Source organism: Cryptosporangium japonicum (genome assembly GCF_039524755.1).
Lineage (GTDB): Bacteria > Actinomycetota > Actinomycetes > Mycobacteriales > Cryptosporangiaceae > Cryptosporangium > Cryptosporangium japonicum.
The window spans coordinates 88811-106977 of record NZ_BAAAGX010000042.1 but is presented as its reverse complement, the minus strand read 5'-3'; the positions used below and the strand labels follow the sequence as shown (position 1 = coordinate 106977).

15 protein-coding genes and 2 tRNA genes are annotated in these 18167 nt (G+C 70.7%); 12 read left to right on the top strand and 5 right to left on the bottom strand.

Features of this window, described 5'->3' with window-relative positions:
* Nucleotides 1-93 precede the first annotated feature (93 nt).
* The 9 genes from ABD437_RS39735 to ABD437_RS39695 all read left to right on the top strand — a co-directional run bounded on the left by ABD437_RS39735 (nucleotide 94) and on the right by ABD437_RS39695 (nucleotide 8415).
* Nucleotides 94-1239, top strand: a complete 1146-nt coding sequence (locus ABD437_RS39735; RefSeq protein WP_344654150.1) for an extracellular solute-binding protein — start codon at nucleotides 94-96, stop codon at nucleotides 1237-1239.
* The gene (locus ABD437_RS39730; RefSeq protein ID WP_344654149.1) at nucleotides 1236-2126 is read left to right on the top strand and encodes a carbohydrate ABC transporter permease; all 891 of its coding nucleotides are present in this window, start codon (nucleotides 1236-1238) and stop codon (nucleotides 2124-2126) included. The genes ABD437_RS39735 and ABD437_RS39730 overlap by 4 nt, the downstream gene beginning before the upstream one ends.
* Nucleotides 2123-3013, top strand: a complete 891-nt coding sequence (locus tag ABD437_RS39725) for a carbohydrate ABC transporter permease (protein ID WP_425558354.1) — start codon at nucleotides 2123-2125, stop codon at nucleotides 3011-3013. Before ABD437_RS39730 ends, ABD437_RS39725 begins: the two co-directional genes overlap by 4 nt.
* Before the next feature lie 12 nt (nucleotides 3014-3025).
* Complete coding sequence (locus ABD437_RS39720) at nucleotides 3026-4645, top strand: glycoside hydrolase family 43 protein (RefSeq protein WP_344654148.1); 1620 nt, start codon at nucleotides 3026-3028, stop codon at nucleotides 4643-4645.
* Between the two features lie 275 nt (nucleotides 4646-4920).
* A complete protein-coding gene (locus tag ABD437_RS39715; RefSeq protein WP_344654147.1) occupies nucleotides 4921-5712 on the top strand; it encodes a fumarylacetoacetate hydrolase family protein in 792 nt (263 codons plus the stop codon).
* 11 nt (nucleotides 5713-5723) lie between these two features.
* Nucleotides 5724-7205, top strand: coding sequence for a glutamate--tRNA ligase (gene gltX, locus ABD437_RS39710; protein WP_344654146.1), 1482 nt, complete (start codon nucleotides 5724-5726; stop codon nucleotides 7203-7205).
* A gap of 130 nt (nucleotides 7206-7335) precedes the next feature.
* Nucleotides 7336-7407, top strand: a tRNA-Gln gene (locus tag ABD437_RS39705).
* Nucleotides 7408-7445: 38 nt separating this feature from the next.
* A tRNA-Glu gene (locus ABD437_RS39700) sits at nucleotides 7446-7518 on the top strand.
* 300 nt (nucleotides 7519-7818) lie between these two features.
* The gene (locus ABD437_RS39695; protein ID WP_344654145.1) at nucleotides 7819-8415 is read left to right on the top strand and encodes an LPXTG cell wall anchor domain-containing protein; all 597 of its coding nucleotides are present in this window, start codon (nucleotides 7819-7821) and stop codon (nucleotides 8413-8415) included.
* A 90-nt stretch (nucleotides 8416-8505) separates the two neighbouring features.
* On the opposite strand, the gene ABD437_RS39690 is transcribed toward ABD437_RS39695, so the two are convergent.
* Nucleotides 8506-9192, bottom strand: coding sequence for an IclR family transcriptional regulator domain-containing protein (locus tag ABD437_RS39690; RefSeq protein WP_035868722.1), 687 nt, complete (start codon nucleotides 9190-9192; stop codon nucleotides 8506-8508).
* Between the two features lie 65 nt (nucleotides 9193-9257).
* Between ABD437_RS39690 and leuC the strand changes: the two genes are divergently transcribed.
* The 3 genes from leuC (at nucleotide 9258) to ABD437_RS39675 (ending at nucleotide 12612) form a co-directional block, all read left to right on the top strand.
* Nucleotides 9258-10685 (top strand): 3-isopropylmalate dehydratase large subunit, encoded by a 1428-nt coding sequence (gene leuC / locus ABD437_RS39685; RefSeq protein WP_344654144.1) that lies wholly within the window; start codon nucleotides 9258-9260, stop codon nucleotides 10683-10685.
* Between the two features lie 5 nt (nucleotides 10686-10690).
* The gene (leuD, locus tag ABD437_RS39680) at nucleotides 10691-11290 is read left to right on the top strand and encodes a 3-isopropylmalate dehydratase small subunit (RefSeq protein ID WP_344654143.1); all 600 of its coding nucleotides are present in this window, start codon (nucleotides 10691-10693) and stop codon (nucleotides 11288-11290) included.
* Between the two features lie 245 nt (nucleotides 11291-11535).
* Nucleotides 11536-12612 carry an HU family DNA-binding protein gene (locus tag ABD437_RS39675; protein WP_344654142.1) on the top strand — a complete coding sequence of 359 codons (1077 nt, stop codon included), beginning with the start codon at nucleotides 11536-11538 and terminating at the stop codon, nucleotides 12610-12612.
* Between the two features lie 87 nt (nucleotides 12613-12699).
* Here ABD437_RS39675 and ABD437_RS39670 read toward each other — a convergent pair whose 3' ends face one another.
* From ABD437_RS39670 to ABD437_RS39655, 4 genes are all read right to left on the bottom strand, one after another.
* Nucleotides 12700-13665, bottom strand: coding sequence for an NUDIX hydrolase (locus ABD437_RS39670; protein ID WP_344654141.1), 966 nt, complete (start codon nucleotides 13663-13665; stop codon nucleotides 12700-12702).
* Complete coding sequence (locus tag ABD437_RS39665) at nucleotides 13662-15194, bottom strand: CYTH and CHAD domain-containing protein (protein WP_344654140.1); 1533 nt, start codon at nucleotides 15192-15194, stop codon at nucleotides 13662-13664. The genes ABD437_RS39670 and ABD437_RS39665 overlap by 4 nt, the downstream gene beginning before the upstream one ends.
* A gap of 16 nt (nucleotides 15195-15210) precedes the next feature.
* Nucleotides 15211-17508 carry an RNA degradosome polyphosphate kinase gene (locus ABD437_RS39660; RefSeq protein WP_425558359.1) on the bottom strand — a complete coding sequence of 766 codons (2298 nt, stop codon included), beginning with the start codon at nucleotides 17506-17508 and terminating at the stop codon, nucleotides 15211-15213.
* A 417-nt stretch (nucleotides 17509-17925) separates the two neighbouring features.
* Complete coding sequence (locus ABD437_RS39655; RefSeq protein WP_344654139.1) at nucleotides 17926-18141, bottom strand: hypothetical protein; 216 nt, start codon at nucleotides 18139-18141, stop codon at nucleotides 17926-17928.
* Between the last annotated feature and the right edge of the window lie 26 nt (nucleotides 18142-18167).

Below are 18167 nucleotides of genomic sequence, written 5' to 3'. Positions count from 1 at the left end.
CTCGCCTTAACCGGCTGCGGTAGCTCCGGACCGGGCTCGACGCCCGGCAAGCTGCAGGTCTGGTCCCTACAGGACGCTGGCCTCAACCCGGTCGTGAAGGCCTCGGTCGACCGCTTCAGCAAAGACGGCGACACCAAGGCGACGTTGAGCACGTACATCAACGACGCGTACAAGCAGAAGATCCAGGTCGCGATGGGTTCGCCCAACGCGCCGGACGTCTTCTACAACTGGGGAGGCGGAAACCTCGACCAGTTCGTGAAGGCCGGGCAGGTCGAGTCGCTCGACGCCGCGCTGGCGAAGAAGCCCGAAGTGAAGGACGCGTTCCTGCCGAGCGTCCTGGAGACGGCCAACCTCGACGGCAAGCAGTACGGCCTGCCGATGACCGGCACCCAGCCGGTGATCTTCTTCTACAACAAGGCGGTCTTCGCCGCGGCCGGTGCCCAGCCGCCGACGACCTACGACGATCTCCTGAAGCTCGTCGACCTGTTCAAGTCGAAGAAGGTCACGCCGATCGCGCTGCCCGGTTCGCAGGGTTGGACCGAGCTGATGTACGCCGAGTACTTCCTCGACCGCATCGGCGGCCCGGAGAAGTGGGAAGCGATCGCCAAGAGCGGCGGCGCCGCCTGGCAGGACCCGGCCGTCGTCCAGGCGCTGCAGTACTGCCAGGACCTGGCCAAGAAGGGCGCGTTCGGCACCAACTTCGCGTCGATCAACTACGACAACGCCGGCGCCGGAAAGCTGCTCGCGACCGGCAAGTCCGCGATGTTCCTGATGGGCACGTGGGAGTACCCGACCCAGCTGACGAACAACCCGGCCTTCGCCAAGAAGGACCTCGGCTGGTTCCAGTTCCCGTCGCTGCCCGGCGGCAAGGGTGAGCCCGGCAACCTGGTCGGCAACCCGAGCAACTACTTCTCGGTCAACGCCTCGTCGAAGAACAAGGAAGCCGCGGTCGACTACGTCGTCGACACCGTCAGCTCCGACGCGTACATCGACGACCTGATCAAGAGCGGCGCGGTGCCGGCCACCAAGAACGCGGAGAGCAAGCTCGCCGGCAAGCCCAACGCCGAGTTCAACGGCGACGTGTTCAAGATGGTCTCGACGGCGCCGTCGTTCGCGCAGTCGTGGGACCAGGCGGTCGCCCCGGACATCGCGAAGCGGCTGCTCGACAACCTGCAGAAGCTCTTCCTGCAGAAGATCACCCCGAAGGCCTTCGTCGACGACATGGCGCAGGCGAAGTGACCAGCGTTTTGGTGCGGGAGCGGCCCGGATTCGTCTGGGCCGCCCCTGCGGCAGTTTTTTTCGGCCTGTTCGGAATCGTGCCGATCGTCGTGGTGGTGTACCTCAGCTTCACGTCGTGGAACGGGCTCGGCACCCCGGAGTGGGTCGGTACCCAGAACTGGTCGGCGCTGTTCGACGACGGTGACTTCCCGTCGGCGGCACGCACGACGCTCTACCTCACCGTCGGCTCCTGGCTCGTCCAGACGCCGCTCGCCCTGCTGATCGGCGTGTGGGCGGCGGGTCACCAGCGTTTCCGCGCGGTGATGTCGACGATCTTCTTCCTGCCGCTGCTGCTCTCCACCGCGGCGATCGCGCTCGTGTTCGTCTCGCTGCTCGACCCGAACTTCGGGCTGGCGGCGATCTGGGGCAAATACATCGGTGTCCCGGACGGCAACTTCCTCGGCGACCCGTCGCGGGCGCTGCCCGCCGTCGTCTTCGTGGTGGCCTGGCAGTTCATCCCGTTCCACACGCTGCTGTACCAGGCCGCGGCCCGGCAGATCCCGGGCATGCTCTACGAGGCCGCGGAGCTCGACGGCGCCGGCCGAGTGCGTCAGTTCTTCTCGATCACGCTGCCGCAGCTGCGCAACACGATCGTCGCGTCGTCGGTGATGATGCTGGTCGGCTCGGTGACCGCGTTCGAGTCGGTGTTGCTGCTGACCAACGGCGGCCCCGGCAACGACACGAAGGTCCTGCCGCTGCACATGTACCAGCAGGGCTTCATCGCGTTCGACATGGGTTACGCGAGCGTGCTCGCCGTGCTGCTGGTGATCGTCGGCACCGTGCTCTCGGTCGTCGTCGTGCGATCGACCGGCTACCACCGGATGACGAGTGATCGGGAGGGCCTGTGAGCACCTCGGTGATTTCCCGGCCCGAGACGGCGACCGCGACCGGTCCGGAGCGCCGGCGGCCCCGGCGTCGGCGGCGCAACCCCAACGTTCCCGGTGGTATCGCCGCGATCGTCTGGTTCCTGATCGTCGCGATTCCGCTCTACTTCATCGTGGTGACGAGCGTGCGCACCCAGGAGGCGTACGTCAGCGACGGGCCGCTGGACCTGCCGACCACGTTCACGCTGAAGAACTACACGAACGTCATCGACCTCGGTTTCGGGACGTTCCTGCTCAACAGCGTGATCGTCGCGCTCGCGACGGTCGTGGTCGTGATCGTGCTGGCGTTGCCCGCCGCGTACGCGATCACCCGTGGGCGCAGCCGGGTCGTGCAGTACGCGTTCACGCTGTTCCTGATGGGGCTGGCGATTCCGGCCCAGGCCGTGATCATCCCGATCTACCTGCTGATCACGCGCATGAACCTGTACGACAGCCTCACCGCGATCGTGCTGCCGACCGCGGCGTTCACGATGCCGATGGCCGTGCTCGTGCTGACCAGTGCGTTGCGCGACGTGCCGAACGAGCTCTACGAGGCGATGACCGTGGACGGCGCCGGGACGGCGATGATCTTCCGCCGGCTCGTCGTGCCGCTGTCGCGGCCGGCGCTGGCCAGCATCGGCATCTTCGCCGGCCTCAACGCGTGGAACGGCATCCTGTTCCCGCTGGTCCTGACGCAGAGCCCGGACCAACGGGTGCTGCCGCTGGGCCTGTGGAACTTCCAGAGCCAGTACGGCACCGACGTCCCCGGCCTGCTGGCCGCGGTGGTGCTCTCCGCGCTCCCGGTGCTCGCCCTCTACCTGTTCGGACGACGCCAACTGCTCAGCGGCCTGTCGGCCGGTTTCGGTAAATAAAGGACTTCCTAGATGGCCATCGAAGTCGAAGCACCGCCCACCGTGATCCAGAACCCGGTGCTCACCGGATTCCACCCGGATCCGTCGATCCTCCGCGTCGGCGACGACTACTACCTGGCGACCTCCACGTTCGAATGGTTCCCCGGCGTCTCCCTGCACCACTCCCGTGACCTGGTGAACTGGCGTCCGCTCGGCGGTGCGCTCACCAGCGAGGAGTTCCTGCAGATGCGCGGTGTGCGCGACTCGGGCGGGGTGTGGGCACCGTGCCTCTCGTACACCGACGGGTTGTTCCACCTCGTCTACTCCAACGTCGGGACGTACGGCGGCGGGTTCTGGGACACCCCGAACTACCTGGTGACCGCGCCGGACATCACCGGGCCGTGGTCGGAGCCGGTGGCGCTGCACGGGCTCGGGTTCGACGCGTCGATGTTCCACGACGACGACGGCCGCAGCTGGATGCTCAGCATGTCCGCCGACTACCGGCCGGGGCGGGACACGTTCGCCGGCATCGTCCTGCAGGAGTACGACCGGTCGGCCCGGCAGCTGCGTGGCGAGCCGGTCGTCATCTTCACCGGGACGCCGGCCGGGCTGACCGAGGCGCCGCACCTGTACCGGCGCGACGGCTGGTACTACCTGGTCACCGCCGAAGGTGGCACGTTCTGGAAGCACCAGGTGACGGTGGCCCGCTCGCGTGACCTCCAGGGCCCCTACGAGGTCGACCCGGCCGGGCCGACGCTGACGTCCTGGCCCGACCCGTCGCTGACCATGCAGAGGGCGGGTCACGGCTCGCTGGTCGCCACCCCGGACGACGAGTGGTTCCTCGCGCACCTGGTCGGCCGTCCGCTGACCGAGCGCGGGCGCTGCGTGCTGGGCCGGGAGACCGCGATCCAGCGGGTGGAGTGGAGCGCCGACGGCTGGCCGCGGGTCGCGGGTGCGCGCCCGGCCGACCAGGTGATCGCCCCGGCGCTGACGCCGCACCCCTGGCCCGACCAGCCCGAGCGGGACGACTTCGATGCCCCGGCGCTGGGCACGCCGTGGAGCACGCTGCGCCGGCCGCCGTCGCCGGAGTGGCTCAGCCTGTCCGACCGGCCCGGTCACCTGCGGCTCTACGGCGGGGAATCGCCGTCGTCCCTGCGTAACCCCAGCCTGGTGGCCCGGCGTGTGCAGCACGCGTCGAGCACGTTCGAGGCGCAGGTGAGGTTCGAGCCCACCTCGTTCCGGCAGATGGCCGGCGTCGTGGCGTACTACAACACGCTCAACTGGGTGTACGCGCGGCTCACCTGGCACGACGCGCACGGGCCGAGCGTCGACGTGCTGGCCTCCAACCGGGGCCGGCTGCTCAACACCGGCCGGCCGGTTCCGGTGGCCGACCCCGCCGCCGGTGTGGTCCTGCGCATCGAGCTGGAGGGTTCGTCCCTGCGGTTCGCCCACGGGCTGCCGGGCGGCGAGCTGGAGTGGTGGCCGGAGACGCACGACGCGAGCGTGCTCTCCGACGAGTACGCGCTCGAGCTCCTCGACGAGAACGAGCACACCCAGGGCTTCACCGGCGCGTTCTTCGGCCTGTGGGCCCAGGACCTGACCGGTGGCCGGCTACCGGCCGACTTCGAGTACGCCGAGTACCGGGCGCTCTGAGCCCGCGCCGGTCCGGGGTGCGCCCCGCCCCCGGACCGGCCGCGAACGGCCGCGCCGACGCACGGCTGCACGGGTCGCCTCGCTATGGGGGCGGGCGATCCGTGAGCGTCGGCGACGGTCACGGTGCGGTCGGTGCCCGGCCGCACCGGGCACCGGTCCCGACCCCTTGGCGGTGGGTCGGGACCGGTGTGCCCCGGCGTCAGGCCCTGCTCCTTCGGAGCAGGGCCTAGGGTTGCGAGCATCAATCGACCTCACTCGCACCCAGGAGTTCTACCGTGCGCATCGCGCTCTTCGCTCACCCCGGCGGCCGAGCTTTCGGCGCTGTGGAAGGGCCGGCCGGGACCGACGATCCGGAAGCGCTGACGATCGCCGAGCTCGAAGGAGTGCCGTTCAGCGGCATCCGCTACACCGGTGAGCGCTGGGCGCTCGCCGACGTGGAACTCCTCCCGCCGATCCTGCCCAGCAAGGTCGTCGGTGTCGGCCGCAACTACGCCGCCCACGCCAGTGAGCTCGGCAACGAGGTGCCGTCCGCGCCGCTGCTCTTCCTCAAGCCGCCGACGAGCATCATCGGCCCGGGCGCCCCGATCCGGCTCCCGATCGACTCCAAGCAGGTCGAGCACGAGGCCGAGCTGGCGATCGTGATCGGCGGCCGCGGCGCCCGGCAGGTCTCCCGCGAGGACGCGCTGAAGTCGATCTTCGGCTACACCTGCGCGAACGACGTCACCGCGCGCGACCAGCAGCGCAACGACGTCCAGTTCACCCGGGCCAAGGGCTACGACTCGTTCTGCCCGCTCGGCCCGTGGATCGAGACCGACCTGAACTGGGCCGACGTCGGCGTCCAGGCCCTGGTCAACGACGACGTCAAGCAGGACGGCCGCACCAAGGACATGATCTTCGACGTCCCGACGCTGGTGTCCTACGTCTCGCACGTGATGACGCTGCTGCCCGGCGACGTGATCCTCACCGGCACCCCGGCGGGCGTCGGCCCGATCGTCGCCGGTGACTCGGTGAGCGTCCGCATCGAGGGTCTGGGCACCCTCACCAACCCTGTCGCCAACCGCGCATGAAAGGAACTCGCGTGTCCCGCGATCCGTCGGTACGGGTGCGGTTCTGTCCGTCGCCCACCGGTAACCCGCACGTCGGTCTCGTCCGCACCTGCCTGTTCAACTGGGCCTACGCCCGGCACCACGGCGGCACGTTCGTCTTCCGCATCGAGGACACCGACGCCTCGCGCGACTCCGAGGAGTCGTACCAGCAGCTGCTGGACTCGCTGCGCTGGCTGGGCCTGGACTGGGACGAGGGCCCGGAGGTCGGTGGCGATCACGGCCCGTACCGGCAGTCCGAGCGCCGTTCGATCTACCTCGACGTCGTGGCCAAGCTGCGTAACGCGGGTTACCTGTACGAGTCGTTCTCGTCCGGCGAGGAGATCGAGGCCCGCCACCGCGCGGCCGGCCGCGATCCGAAGCTCGGCTACGACAACTACGACCGCACGATGACCGACGCCGAGAAGGACGAGTTCCGGGCGGCCGGCCGCGTGCCGGTGCTGCGGTTCCGGATGCCCGACGACTCGATCGGCTGGACCGACCTGGTGCGTGGCGACGTGACGTTCGCCCCGGGCACGGTGCCGGACTACGTCGTCGTGCGCGGCAACGGCGACCCGTTGTACCCGCTGGTGAACCCGGTCGACGACGCGCTGATGCGGATCACCCACGTGCTCCGCGGCGAGGACCTGCTGCCGAGCACGCCCCGCCAGATCGCGCTGTACCGCGCGCTGATCGACGTCGGCGTGGCCGAGCGCGTGCCCGAGTTCGGTCACCTGCCGTACGTCATGGGGGAGGGCAACAAGAAGCTCTCCAAGCGTGACCCGCAGGCCAACCTGCTGCACTACCGCGAGCAGGGCTACCTGCCCGAGGGGCTGCTGAACTACCTGGCGCTGCTCGGCTGGTCGATCGCCGAGGACCGCGACATCTTCACGCTCCACGAGATGGCCGAGGCGTTCGACGTCACGCGCGTGAGCCCGAACCCGGCGCGCTTCGACGGCAAGAAGTGCGAGGCGATCAACGGCGCGCACCTGCGGCTGCTGGCTCCGGACGACTTCGCGAACCGGCTGGTGCCGTACCTGGCCGGCGCCGGGCTGATCGCTCCCGAGCCGACGCCCTCCGAGCAGGGGCTGCTGGCGGCGGCCGCGCCGCTGATCCAGGAGCGGATGCCGGTTCTCGGGCAGGCTCCCGGCATGCTCGGGTTCCTGTTCGTGAAAGACATCACTGTCGACGCCGACGTGCAGGCGAAGGTGCTCGGAGCGGACGCCGGGCCGGTGCTGGACGCGACGATTTCCGCGCTGTCCGAGGCGCCGTCGTGGACGGCATCCGACATCGAGAACGCCCTGAAATCGGCGCTCGTCGACGGGCTGGGCCTCAAGCCGCGGAAGGCGTTTGCGCCGGTCCGAGCGGCAATCACCGGCCGGACGGTGTCGCCGCCGCTGTACGAGTCGATGGAGCTGCTGGGGCGCGAGAGCTCGCTGGCGCGACTGCGTGCGGCCCGCGAGCTGGTGCCGGCCTGAGGTGGACGAGAGGCGGGTCGGGGGCCGATTTGGGACCGGCCCGCACTCTCGGCTAGAGTTACCCACGTTGCGAGCGGATGACCGCCAAGCAGACGCAAGCAACGCAGCGCTTAGAAGTAACCAGCTTTATTGGGGTATGGGGTAATTGGCAGCCCGACGGTTTCTGGTTCCGTTAGTCTAGGTTCGAGTCCTGGTACCCCAGCTCAGCAACGTTTGGTTCGTCGCCAGACGTTGTCCTAGGGCCCCGTCGTCTAGCGGCCTAGGACGCCGCCCTCTCAAGGCGGTAGCGCCGGTTCGAATCCGGTCGGGGCTACGTAGTACGAAGGGCAGGTCAGCACCGGGAAACCGCTGCGGACCTGCCCTTCGTCATTTCTCGCGGTCCGCCAGCGGCGCCGCTCCCGCACTCGGTGCCGGCGAGTACCGGCGTGCGTGTCGATTCGTGACACGCCGCGAGGATTGACCCACCTTCGCCCCAACCGTGGTTTCGCGCCCCACTCGACGCTCAGACATCACCTGTGTCCCATTCATCCTGTTAAATGACCCGTGACAGAGCTCTGTACAGGTTTGAGGGACTCAGCCGGGTCGACCCGATTGTGGACAGGTAGGTGTTGATATGAAGCCCAGGTTCCGCCGCCTCGCGTACGCGGGAGCAGCGACCGTGGGAACAGCGGTGACGGCGTTCGTCCTCGCGGGGGGACCCTCCGCGCACGCGGAGCAGTGCGAGGGCGCGGTGACCCAGCCGCTCGCCGTCGAGTGCGTGTCGGAGGCGCAGGCGGGCACGGCGATCGAGGCGCGGTCGGGTGTGCGGCTGGCCGAGACCCCGAACGTGGCCAGCCCACCGGCCGAGGAGAACGAGGGCGGCGCGGTGCAGCCGGGTGCGTCCACGGGTCCCGAGGTGCCGGAGAACCAGCCCGTGCAGCCGCAGGCCTCGACGCCGCCCGAGGTTCCCGAGACCACGCCCCCGGGTGAGGAGACGACGCCTCCGGGTCAGCCGCAGCAGCCGGCGGAGTCCACCCCGCCCGGTCAGCCGCAGCAGCCCGAGGAGTCCACCCCGCCGGGGCAGCCGCAGCAACCCGAGACCGGCCAGAACCAGCCGGAACTTCCGGTCACCGGCCGCGACGAGGGCGCGAAGGCCGCCGGCCTCGGCGCCGGCATCCTGGCCGCCGGAGCCGCGCTGGTCGTGGCGGCACGCAAGCGCCGCCGCAGCTGACGCGGTAACCACGAAGCCCCGGGCCGAGTAGGCCCGGGGCTTCGTCGTTCACCAGCCGTCGTTCACCAGCCGTCGTTCACCAGCCGTCGTTCACAGGCCGGAGAGACGCTGCCCGGCTCGGATCACCTGCACGGCATGACGTTCGCCGGGACGGCGGCCCAGCCGCTCGATCGGGCCGGAGATCGAGATCGCGGCGATGACCCGCCCCTGCCGGTCGCGGACCGGCGCCGACACCGACGCGACGCCGGGCTCGCGCTCCGCGACGCTGGAGGCCCAGCCCCGCCGGCGCACCTCGGCGAGCGTCCGCCCGCTGAACCGGCACCGCGGCAGCAGCGGCAGCACCGACTCCGGCGGCTCCCAGGCCAGCAGCACCTGCGCACCGGACCCGGCCGTGATCGGCAGCCCGGTGCCCACCGGCACGGTGTCACGCAGCCCGCTGGAGCGCTCGGCGGCCGCGACGCAGATCCGCTCGTCGGCCCGGCGCAGATAGAGCTGCGCGCTCTCGCCGGTCGCGTCACGCAGCTGGGCGAGAACCGGCGCGGAGGCGGTCAGCAGTGCGTCGGGGGCGGCGTTCGCGAGTTCGGCCAGCCGTGGGCCGGGCCGCCAGCGCCCGGCCTCGTCCCGGACGAGCAACCGGTGCGCCTCGAGTGCCTGCGCGAGCCGGTGCGCGGTGGCCCGCGGCAAACCGGAACGCTCGACGAGCTCGGCCAGGCTGGCGCCGTCGACCGTGGCTTCGAGGATCGCCACGGCCTTGTCGAGTACCCCGACCCCGCTGATAGTCTGTCCCACAAGACGAAACTACCATCCCACATCGCAGGAAGTCATGAGGTTGGGAGCCTGACATGGGCCGAACGCTCGCGGAGAAAGTCTGGGACGCACACGTCGTGCGTTCGCAGCCGGGTGAACCGGATCTGCTCTACATCGATCTGCACCTCGTACACGAGGTCACCAGCCCGCAGGCGTTCGAAGGGCTTCGAATCGCCGGCCGGCCGGTCCGCCGTCCCGATCTGACGATCGCGACCGAGGACCACAACGTCCCCACCGTCGACATCGACAAGCCGATCGCCGACCCGGTCAGCCGCACCCAGGTCGAGACGCTGCGCAAGAACTGTGCCGAGTTCGGCGTCCGCCTGCACCCGATGGGCGACGCCAGCCAGGGCATCGTGCACGTCATCGGCCCGCAGCTGGGGCTCACCCAGCCGGGCATGACCGTGGTCTGCGGCGACAGCCACACGTCCACGCACGGCGCGTTCGGCGCGCTGGCGTTCGGCATCGGCACCAGCGAGGTCGAGCACGTGCTCGCCACCCAGACGCTGCCGCTCAAGCCGTTCAAGACGATGGCGATCAACGTCAACGGCGCACTCGGGGACGGCGTCACGCCGAAGGACATCATCCTGGCGGTGATCGCCAAGATCGGCACCGGCGGTGGCCAGGGCTACGTCCTGGAGTACCGGGGCGAGGCGATCCGGGCGCTCTCCATGGAGGGCCGGATGACGATCTGCAACATGTCGATCGAGGCCGGTGCCCGCGCCGGCATGATCGCGCCGGACGAGACCACGTTCGAGTACCTGAAGGGGCGCGACCACGCGCCGAAGGGCCAGGACTGGGACGCCGCGGTCGAGTACTGGAACACGCTGCCCACCGACGAGGGCGCAAGCTTCGACGTCGAGGTGGACATCGACGCGAACGCGCTGACGCCGTTCGTCACCTGGGGCACGAACCCGGGCCAGGGCCTGCCGCTGGGCGAGAGCGTCCCCGACCCGGCGTCGTTCACCGACCCGGCCGCCCGCACGGCGGCCGAGCGCGCGCTGGAGTACATGGGCCTCACCGCCGGTACGCCGCTGCGCGACATCACGGTCGACACGGTCTTCCTCGGCTCCTGCACCAACGGCCGGATCGAGGACCTGCGTGCCGCCGCGGCGGTGCTCGACGGGCGGCGGGTCGCCAACGGTGTCCGCATGCTCGTCGTGCCGGGTTCGATGCAGGTCAAGCAGCAGGCCGAGGCCGAGGGCCTGGACAAGGTCTTCAGCGAGGCCGGGGCCGAGTGGCGCCAGGCGGGCTGCTCGATGTGCCTGGGCATGAACCCCGACACGCTCTCGCCCGGTGAGCGCTCGGCCTCCACCTCGAACCGCAACTTCGAGGGCCGTCAGGGCAAGGGCGGCCGCACGCACCTGGTCTCGCCGCTGGTGGCGGCCGCGACCGCGATCACCGGCCACCTGAGCGCGCCGGCCGATCTGCCGCCGGCGCCGGCCACGACGGCGGGGAGCTGAGAACGATGGAGCAATTCACCACGCACACCGGCCGGGCGGTTCCGCTGCGCCGGTCCAACGTCGACACGGATCAGATCATCCCGGCCGTGTACCTCAAGCGGGTCACGCGTACTGGTTTCGAGGACGGGCTGTTCTCGGCCTGGCGGAGCGATCCCGAGTTCGTGCTCAATCAGCCCGAATACACGAACGCCACGATCCTGGTCGCGGGGCCGGAGTTCGGTACCGGTTCCTCGCGGGAACACGCGGTCTGGGCGTTGATGGACTACGGCTTCAAGGTCGTCATCTCGCCGCGGTTCGCGGATATCTTCCGGGGTAACTCGCTCAAGGCCGGCCTACTCACGGTTGTTCTGCCGGAAGAGACCGTCGAGTCGCTCTGGAAGGCGATCGAAGCCGATCCGGCCGCCGAGGTCACCGTCGATCTGCAGGCCCGCGAGGTGCGTTTCGGTGACCGGGTCGAGGAATTCGAGTTCGACGACTACAGCCGTTGGCGCCTGCTGGAAGGCCTCGACGACATCGGTCTGACGCTCCGGCACGCGGATGCCGTCGACGAGTTCGAGAAGAAGCGTCCGGGCTGGTTGCCGCGCACGCTCTCGGCCGTGCAGTAAGCCTTCCGTCGCCACGAAGCGGCCGGAATTCGTTGCTCTCCAACGGATTCCGGCCGCTTCGTTTTTCACCGTCGGAGAGGCCGCTACACGCGTAAATCGGGCCCAGAACGCTCGAAACCGTTACGACACAACGAAATTCGTCCTCCTTTGGTCATTGTGCATTCTCGAAAGCGGGCCTAACGTTCGCGCCGAGGCGTCCGGCCTGCGCGCATTCGTACCTGGATGCGCACTTTGAGGGGGAACTAGTGAACAAGACCGAACTGATCGAGGCACTCGTGCAGCGGCTCGGTGACAAACGCGCCGCTACCGAGGCCCTCGACGGAGTGCTCGAAGAGATCCAGCGGGCCGTCGCTCGCGGCGAGCGCGTCGGCATCACCGGCTTCGGCACTTTCGAGAAGCGCATCCGCAACGCACGGACCGCGCGTAACCCGCGCACCGGTGAGACCGTGAAGGTGAAGAAGTCGTTCACCCCGGCGTTCAAGGCGGGGCAGGGCTTCAAGGATGTCGTCACCGGCACCAAGAAGCTGGCGAAGGCTCCGGTGGCGTCGATCGCGGCGGTGTCGGGCTCCACGTCCGCTCCGGTCGCGGCCGCGACCCGCAGCACCGGCACGACGGCCCGCACGACGACCGCGTCGCGTAACGGTGCCGCACGTCCGGCGTCGGCACGCAGCGCGTCCACCCGCTCGGTCAACGGCACCCCGACGCGTGCGACGAAGAGCACCGCGACCGCCGCCAAGAGCACGCCGTCGCGCGCCACCGCTACGAAGGCCCCGGCGAAGACGGCGGCCACCAAGGCGACGGCGACCAAGACCACCGCGTCGCGCGCCACCGCGGCCAAGGCTCCGGCGAAGACCGCGGCCAAGGCGACGGCGACGGCGACCAAGACCACCGCGGCGACCAAGGCCCCGGCCAAGACCGCGGCCAAGGCCACCACCGCGACGCGGACCGCCGCGACGAAGGCCGCCACCACCAAGGCGACCACGCGGGTGGCGGCCACCAAGGCGACGGCGGCCAAGAACACCGCGACGAAGGTCGCCGCGAAGACCGCTCCGGCCAAGGCCACCGCCAAGGCGTCTCCGGTCAAGGCCACCAAGTCGGCTCCGGCCAAGACCGTGGCCACCAAGACGGCCCCGGCGAAGACCGCGGCCGCCAAGAGCGCGCCGGCGAAGACCGCGGCCGCCAAGAGCGCGCCCGCCAAGTCCGCGGCCACCAAGACGGCCCCGGCGAAGACCGCGACCGCGAAGGCGGCTCCGGCGAAGGCGGCCACCGCGTCCAAGTCGGCGGGCAAGAAGGCCAAGCCGGCGGGCAAGAAGAAGAAGTAGGACCGTTCGACCGGGCTGCCGGCCGCGGGACCAACGAGACGTCGCGGGGAAGCGACGTTCTCCCAGGTCCCGCGGCCGTCCGCGGTTTTACGGGTTGCTCTCCGGGCGGATCGTGGCCAGGTAGTCGGCCTGCACCAGCCGCTCACCGGCGAAGTGGAGCACCCACACGCTGCCCTTGCGGCTACGCAGCGCACTCCGCCGGTGGGCCGCCGGGTTGATGTCGACGATCGAGTCGTCGGCCTCGGCCAGCTCGGTGATGACGCCGGGGATCAGACCACCCTGGCTGCACACCACCGACACCCCTCCCTCCGCGGCCAGCGCGCGGAACCGCGCGACGACGGCGTCGGGGTCGTCGAACGACTCCTCGTCGAACTCGGCGTCGGTGACGACCTTCTGTCCGAGCGCGGAGGCCAGCGGCTCGATCGTCTGCTGGCAGCGCAGTTTGGTGGCCGACAGCACGCGCTCCGGCCGGAACCACGGCAGCAGCTCGGCCAGCCAGACCGCCTGCGCCTGCCCGCTGGGTTCGAGCGGGCGCTCGGCGTCGGGCCCGGTCCAGGTGTTCTTGTCACCGGCCTTGCCGTGCCGGACGAGCAGCACGGTCGCGGTGATCTCGGGCAGCGCGTCGAACGTGCGGATCACGCCGGCGTCGTGGGCGTGGGTGACCCGCGTCGCCGCGCGCTCCGGCGTGAGCCAGGCCAGGCCGTCGACCTCTTCGTTGTGCGTGAACTCGCCCTCGGCGGCACGCATCGCCCAGTAGTCGACGACCTTGGGCACCAGCCCGGGGCCACCGGTGGTGCGGTGCCGTCCGTGCGGCTCGACCTGGTAGGACGTCGAGGGCAGGCGCGGGCCCACCACCGGCTGCAACCCGGTCTCCTCGATCACCTCGCGGCAGGCCGCGGCCAGCACGTGCTCGTCCGGGTCGAGCTTGCCTTTCGGCAGCGACCAGTCGTCGTAGCGGGGCCGGTGCACGACGGCGACCTCGACGCCCTCCGCCCCGTGCCGCCACACGACGCCGCCGGCGGCCCGGACGACGACCCCGTTGTCGGCACTCATCCCGGCAGCCAGCTGGTCAGCTTGGGCCGAGAGGTGCGTTCCCACACCGGAGCGAACCGGTTGCGTGACGCGTGCACCGCGGCGCGCTCGCGCTCGTACAGCCGCCCGCAGGTGATGACCAGCTCGGGGTCGTCGGAGTGGGCCAGCGCGATGTCACGCCACTCGTCGGCGGCGATCGCCGCGTCCTGGTGCTCGCCGAGCACCTCCTGCACCTCGGCGCAGGCCTTGGCCAGCCGGGTGGCCGGTGCCCCGATCACCGGCGCCACCGCCTCGGACGCGTACCGGGCGCGCTTGGCCCGGATCCGCGAGGCGTGCCAGGTGTCGTCGGGGTCGTCGAGCGTCAGCTTGCCCGCCTTCCGCGCCAGCTTGTCCCAGACCGTCTCGACCATCGCGGGCAGCACCCAGACGGCTCGCTGGTCGGCGAGGTCGACGGTCTCCGGGGCGCGGACGGTCTCGATCAGCAGGTCCAACAGGGCGGGGTAACGGTCCGAACTCAAAGCGGCGTCCAGGTTCTTCAGCGCGCGCCGCTGCCGGTCAGCGAGGATCGAGTCGATCCGGGCGACGACCGCGGGATCCAACGGCGCGAGGGGGTCGGTGTCAGCGGTCGACCGTAGCCGGGCGCGCAGCACTTCGGCGTCCCGGGGGCCGCCGAGCGCGGCCGCGAGCCACCGCAGCTCGGCGTCGATCGGCGCGGCCCACTCCGCGTCGACGAGCGGACCGAACGTCCGCAGGTCGCTGCGCAGCCGACGGCAGCACACGCGGGCCTGGTGCACCGCGTCCGGTTCGCCCCGGCGGACCCGCACGTCGTAGTCGAGCAGCCGGCGCGCCGACCGGCGCAGCACGAACGCGATCGCGTCGGCGGCCGACGAGAAGCTGTTGACCTCGCCGGCGACCGGGACGTCCGGCGGCGCGGTGGCGCGGCGACCGAGCGCGCGCACCAGCTTCGGCGTCGTCGCGCCGGCCGCCGCACCCGCCTCGACCAGCACGGCCGCCGCGGCGGTCAGCGCCTTGTCGGCCTTCTTCCCGTCGGCCTTCCGCTCGACCTCGATCTCCCGGAAGCTGGTGCGGACGCCGGACCCGTCGGTCAGCAGCCCGCGCCCCTCCGAGACCTCGACGGTGTCGTCGACCAGTTCGGCCAGCGTCTTCTTCCCGGCCCGGAGCAGGTACCGGTCGCGGTCGGTGCGCAGCGTCGCCACCGCCACCAGCTGCGCGGTGCGCACCCAGGCGGTGACCAGCGCGGAAAGCTCCAGCGGGGGAGCGTCGGGCGGGCCGTCGATCGCGATCTCCTCGCGGACCGTCGCACCGGCCGCGGTCGCACCCTTGGGCAGCTTGAGGTGCCACGGGGGGCCGTCCTCGCCGGTGCGGTGGCGCAGCGTGATGCCGAGGCGGGCCAGCCGCAGGTCAGCGGTGTCGTAGTAGACCGCGGTGAGCACCTGCCGACCCCGCGGCTCGACCCGTTCGGCGACCCCGGAGAGGTCAGGAAGGACGAACTTGCCGTGGACGCCGAACTTCAGTTCCTCTTCACGCAAAGCCTGTCCCGCCTTCTCAGCCGATGATCCGGGTCAAAAGCGTCTCCTGGACGTCACGCAGCGGCCGGTCCGGCGTGCCCTGCCGACGCGTCCAGCCCCCGTCCGGGCCGAGCTCGAACGCGGCGGCGGACGCGGCCAGCGAGGTGTCGAGCGTCGAGCGCAGAGCCCGGCGGGCCTGGTCGTCGGTGACCCGCACCATCGCCTCGACCCGGCGGTCGAGGTTGCGGTGCATCATGTCGGCCGAGCCGATCCAGAACTCCTCGGCCTCGGTGCCGGGCGCGCCGTTGCCGAACCGGAGCACCCGGGAGTGCTCCAGGAACCGGCCGAGGATCGACCGCACCCGGATGTTCTCGGAGAGGCCGGGAACGCCCGGCCGGAGCGCGCAGATGCCCCGGATCACCAGGTCGACGCGGACACCGGCGCGGGAGGCCCGGTACAGCGCGTCGATGATGCCCTCGTCGACGATGGAGTTCGCCTTGAGCTGCACCAGGCCGGGCCGGCCGGCACGCACGTGTTCGATCTCGCGCTCGACGCGCTCCACGATGCCCCGGCGGACGCCGTACGGCGCCACCATCAGCGTGCGGTAGTCGGTCTGGCGCGAGTAGCCGGTGAGCACGTTGAACAGGTCGGTCAGGTCGCGGCCCACGTCGGGGTCGGCGGTGAACAGGCCGAGGTCCTCGTAGAGGCGCGCGGTCTTCGGGTTGTAGTTGCCGGTGCCGATGTGCGCGTAGCGGCGGATGCGGCCGTTCTCGTTCCGCACGACCAGCGACGTCTTGCAGTGCGTCTTCAGCCCGACCAGGCCGTAGACGACGTGGCAGCCCGCCCGCTCCAGCGCCTTCGCCCAGGAGATGTTGGCCTGCTCGTCGAAGCGCGCCTTGATCTCGACCAGGACGACGACCTGCTTGCCCGCGCTGGCCGCGTCGATGAGCGCGTCGACGATCGGCGAGTCGCCGGACGTCCGGTAGAGCGTCTGCTTGATCGCGAGCACGTTCGGGTCGGCGGCGGCCTGCTCGATGAAGCGCTGCACGCTGGTGGCGAACGAGTGGTACGGGTGGTGCACCAGCACGTCGCCTTCGCGCAGCGTCGCGAACACGCTGCGCGGCGTCTCGCCCTCGGAGAAGCGCGGGTGGGTCGCCGGGACGAACGGCTCGTACTTGAGCTCCGGCCGGTCGACGCCGGCCAGCGCGAACAGCCCCGACAGGTCCAGCAGACCCGGCACCCGCAGCACGTCCTGCTCGGCCACGTCCAGCTCGCGGACCAGCAGCTCGAGCACGTGTTCGCTGACGTTCGACGCGACCTCCAGCCGGACGACCGGGCCGAACCGGCGCCGGGCCAGCTCACGCTCGAGCGCCTGCAGCAGGTCCTCGTCGCGGTCCTCCTCGACCTCGAGGTCGGCGTTGCGGGTGACCCGGAACAGGTGGTGCTCGACGACCTGCATGCCGGGGAACAGCTGACTCAGGTGCACGGCGATCAGGTCCTCGACCGGGAGGAAACCGCCCTCCACGGCGACGAACCGCGGCACGTTGTCGGGCACCTTGACCCGGGCGAACCGCTCCGAGCCCTGGCCGCTCTCCGGGTCGCGCACCACGACCGCCAGGTTCAGCGAGAGGCCGCTGATGTACGGGAAGGGGTGCGCGGGGTCGACGGCCAGCGGCGTCAGCACCGGGAAGATCAGTTCGCGGAAGAACCGGTGCAGCCGGTGCTGCTCGTCGTCGGAGAGCTCGGCCCAGTGCAGGATCTTGATCCCGGTGGCCTCCAGCGACGGCTGGACGTCGTCGGAGAAGCAGCGGGCGTGCCGTTCGACCAGCTCGGCGGCGCGCTGGGCGATCAGGGACAGCTGGTCGCCCGTCGACAGGCCGTCCACCGAGCGCACCGAGAGACCGGTGGACCGGCGCCGCTTCAGGCCCGCGACCCGCACCATGTAGAACTCGTCGAGGTTCGAGGCGAAGATCGCCAGGAACTTGGCCCGCTCGAGCAGCGGGACCGCGGTGTCCTCGGCGAGCGCGAGTACGCGGGCGTTGAAGTCGAGCCAGGACAGCTCGCGGTTGAGGAAGCGGCCCTCGGGCAGCGGCTGGTCCTCGAGCGGGGTGTCGTCGGCGTCGAGCTCCTCGACTTCCTCGATCTCCTCGATCAGCTCCTCGGTGGTGACCGGGGCCGCTTCACCGGCCGCGTCCGCGACGAGGGCTCCGTGCTCGTTCACGGTGTCGCTGTCGGCGACCGACTCCACGCCCGCGGTGGTCGCGGCGCCGGCGACCGCCGCCGCGCCGGCCGCGTCGGCCACGGTGACGGTGGCGGCCACGCCGTTGGCCGGGATGTCGTCCGCCGGTGCCCCGGCCGCGGCGTCGGCCGCTTTCGGGTCGGTCGGCGCGATCGGGGCCGCCGGGGTCCGCGGCGCGCCGTTCGCCGCCGGTGAACCGGCTGGTGAACCGGCTGTTGAACCGGCGGCTGACTCGGCCGGTGACCCGACCGGCGCGACGACGGCGGTGCTGCCGGTGCGCGCGGCCGCGATCACCGGCGCGCCGACGGTCGCGTCCTCGGGGGCGACGGTGCCCCGGGTGCGGGCGATGAACCGGCCGCTGGCGTCCCGGGTTCTGGGGGTCCGAGTACTGCTGCCACCGGTGCTCGCGGTGCTGTCGGTCGTGGCGCTCACGGTCCCATCCTTCCCGCCGTCGGGTAGTTCCTGTCCAGAAATCCTGACCTGACGTTCACGTGCACAACGCACGAACGCCAGTCAGCCGAGGCTGGTGAACGTGACGATCGTTACCAGCGTGATCTCGCCCGAGTCGTCCCGTTCGAGGCGGACGCGCTGACCGGGCCGCAACAATCGAAGGCCGCCGGCCGCGAACGCCGCCGGGCCGAACGGAACGTCGCTGCCGTCGTCGAGCAGGACGCTGCCCTCACGGGTCGCCGGGGCGAACTGCCGCACGGTGCCCTGAACGCTCGTCACGGTGTTCACTCTAGGCCTTGGCCTGG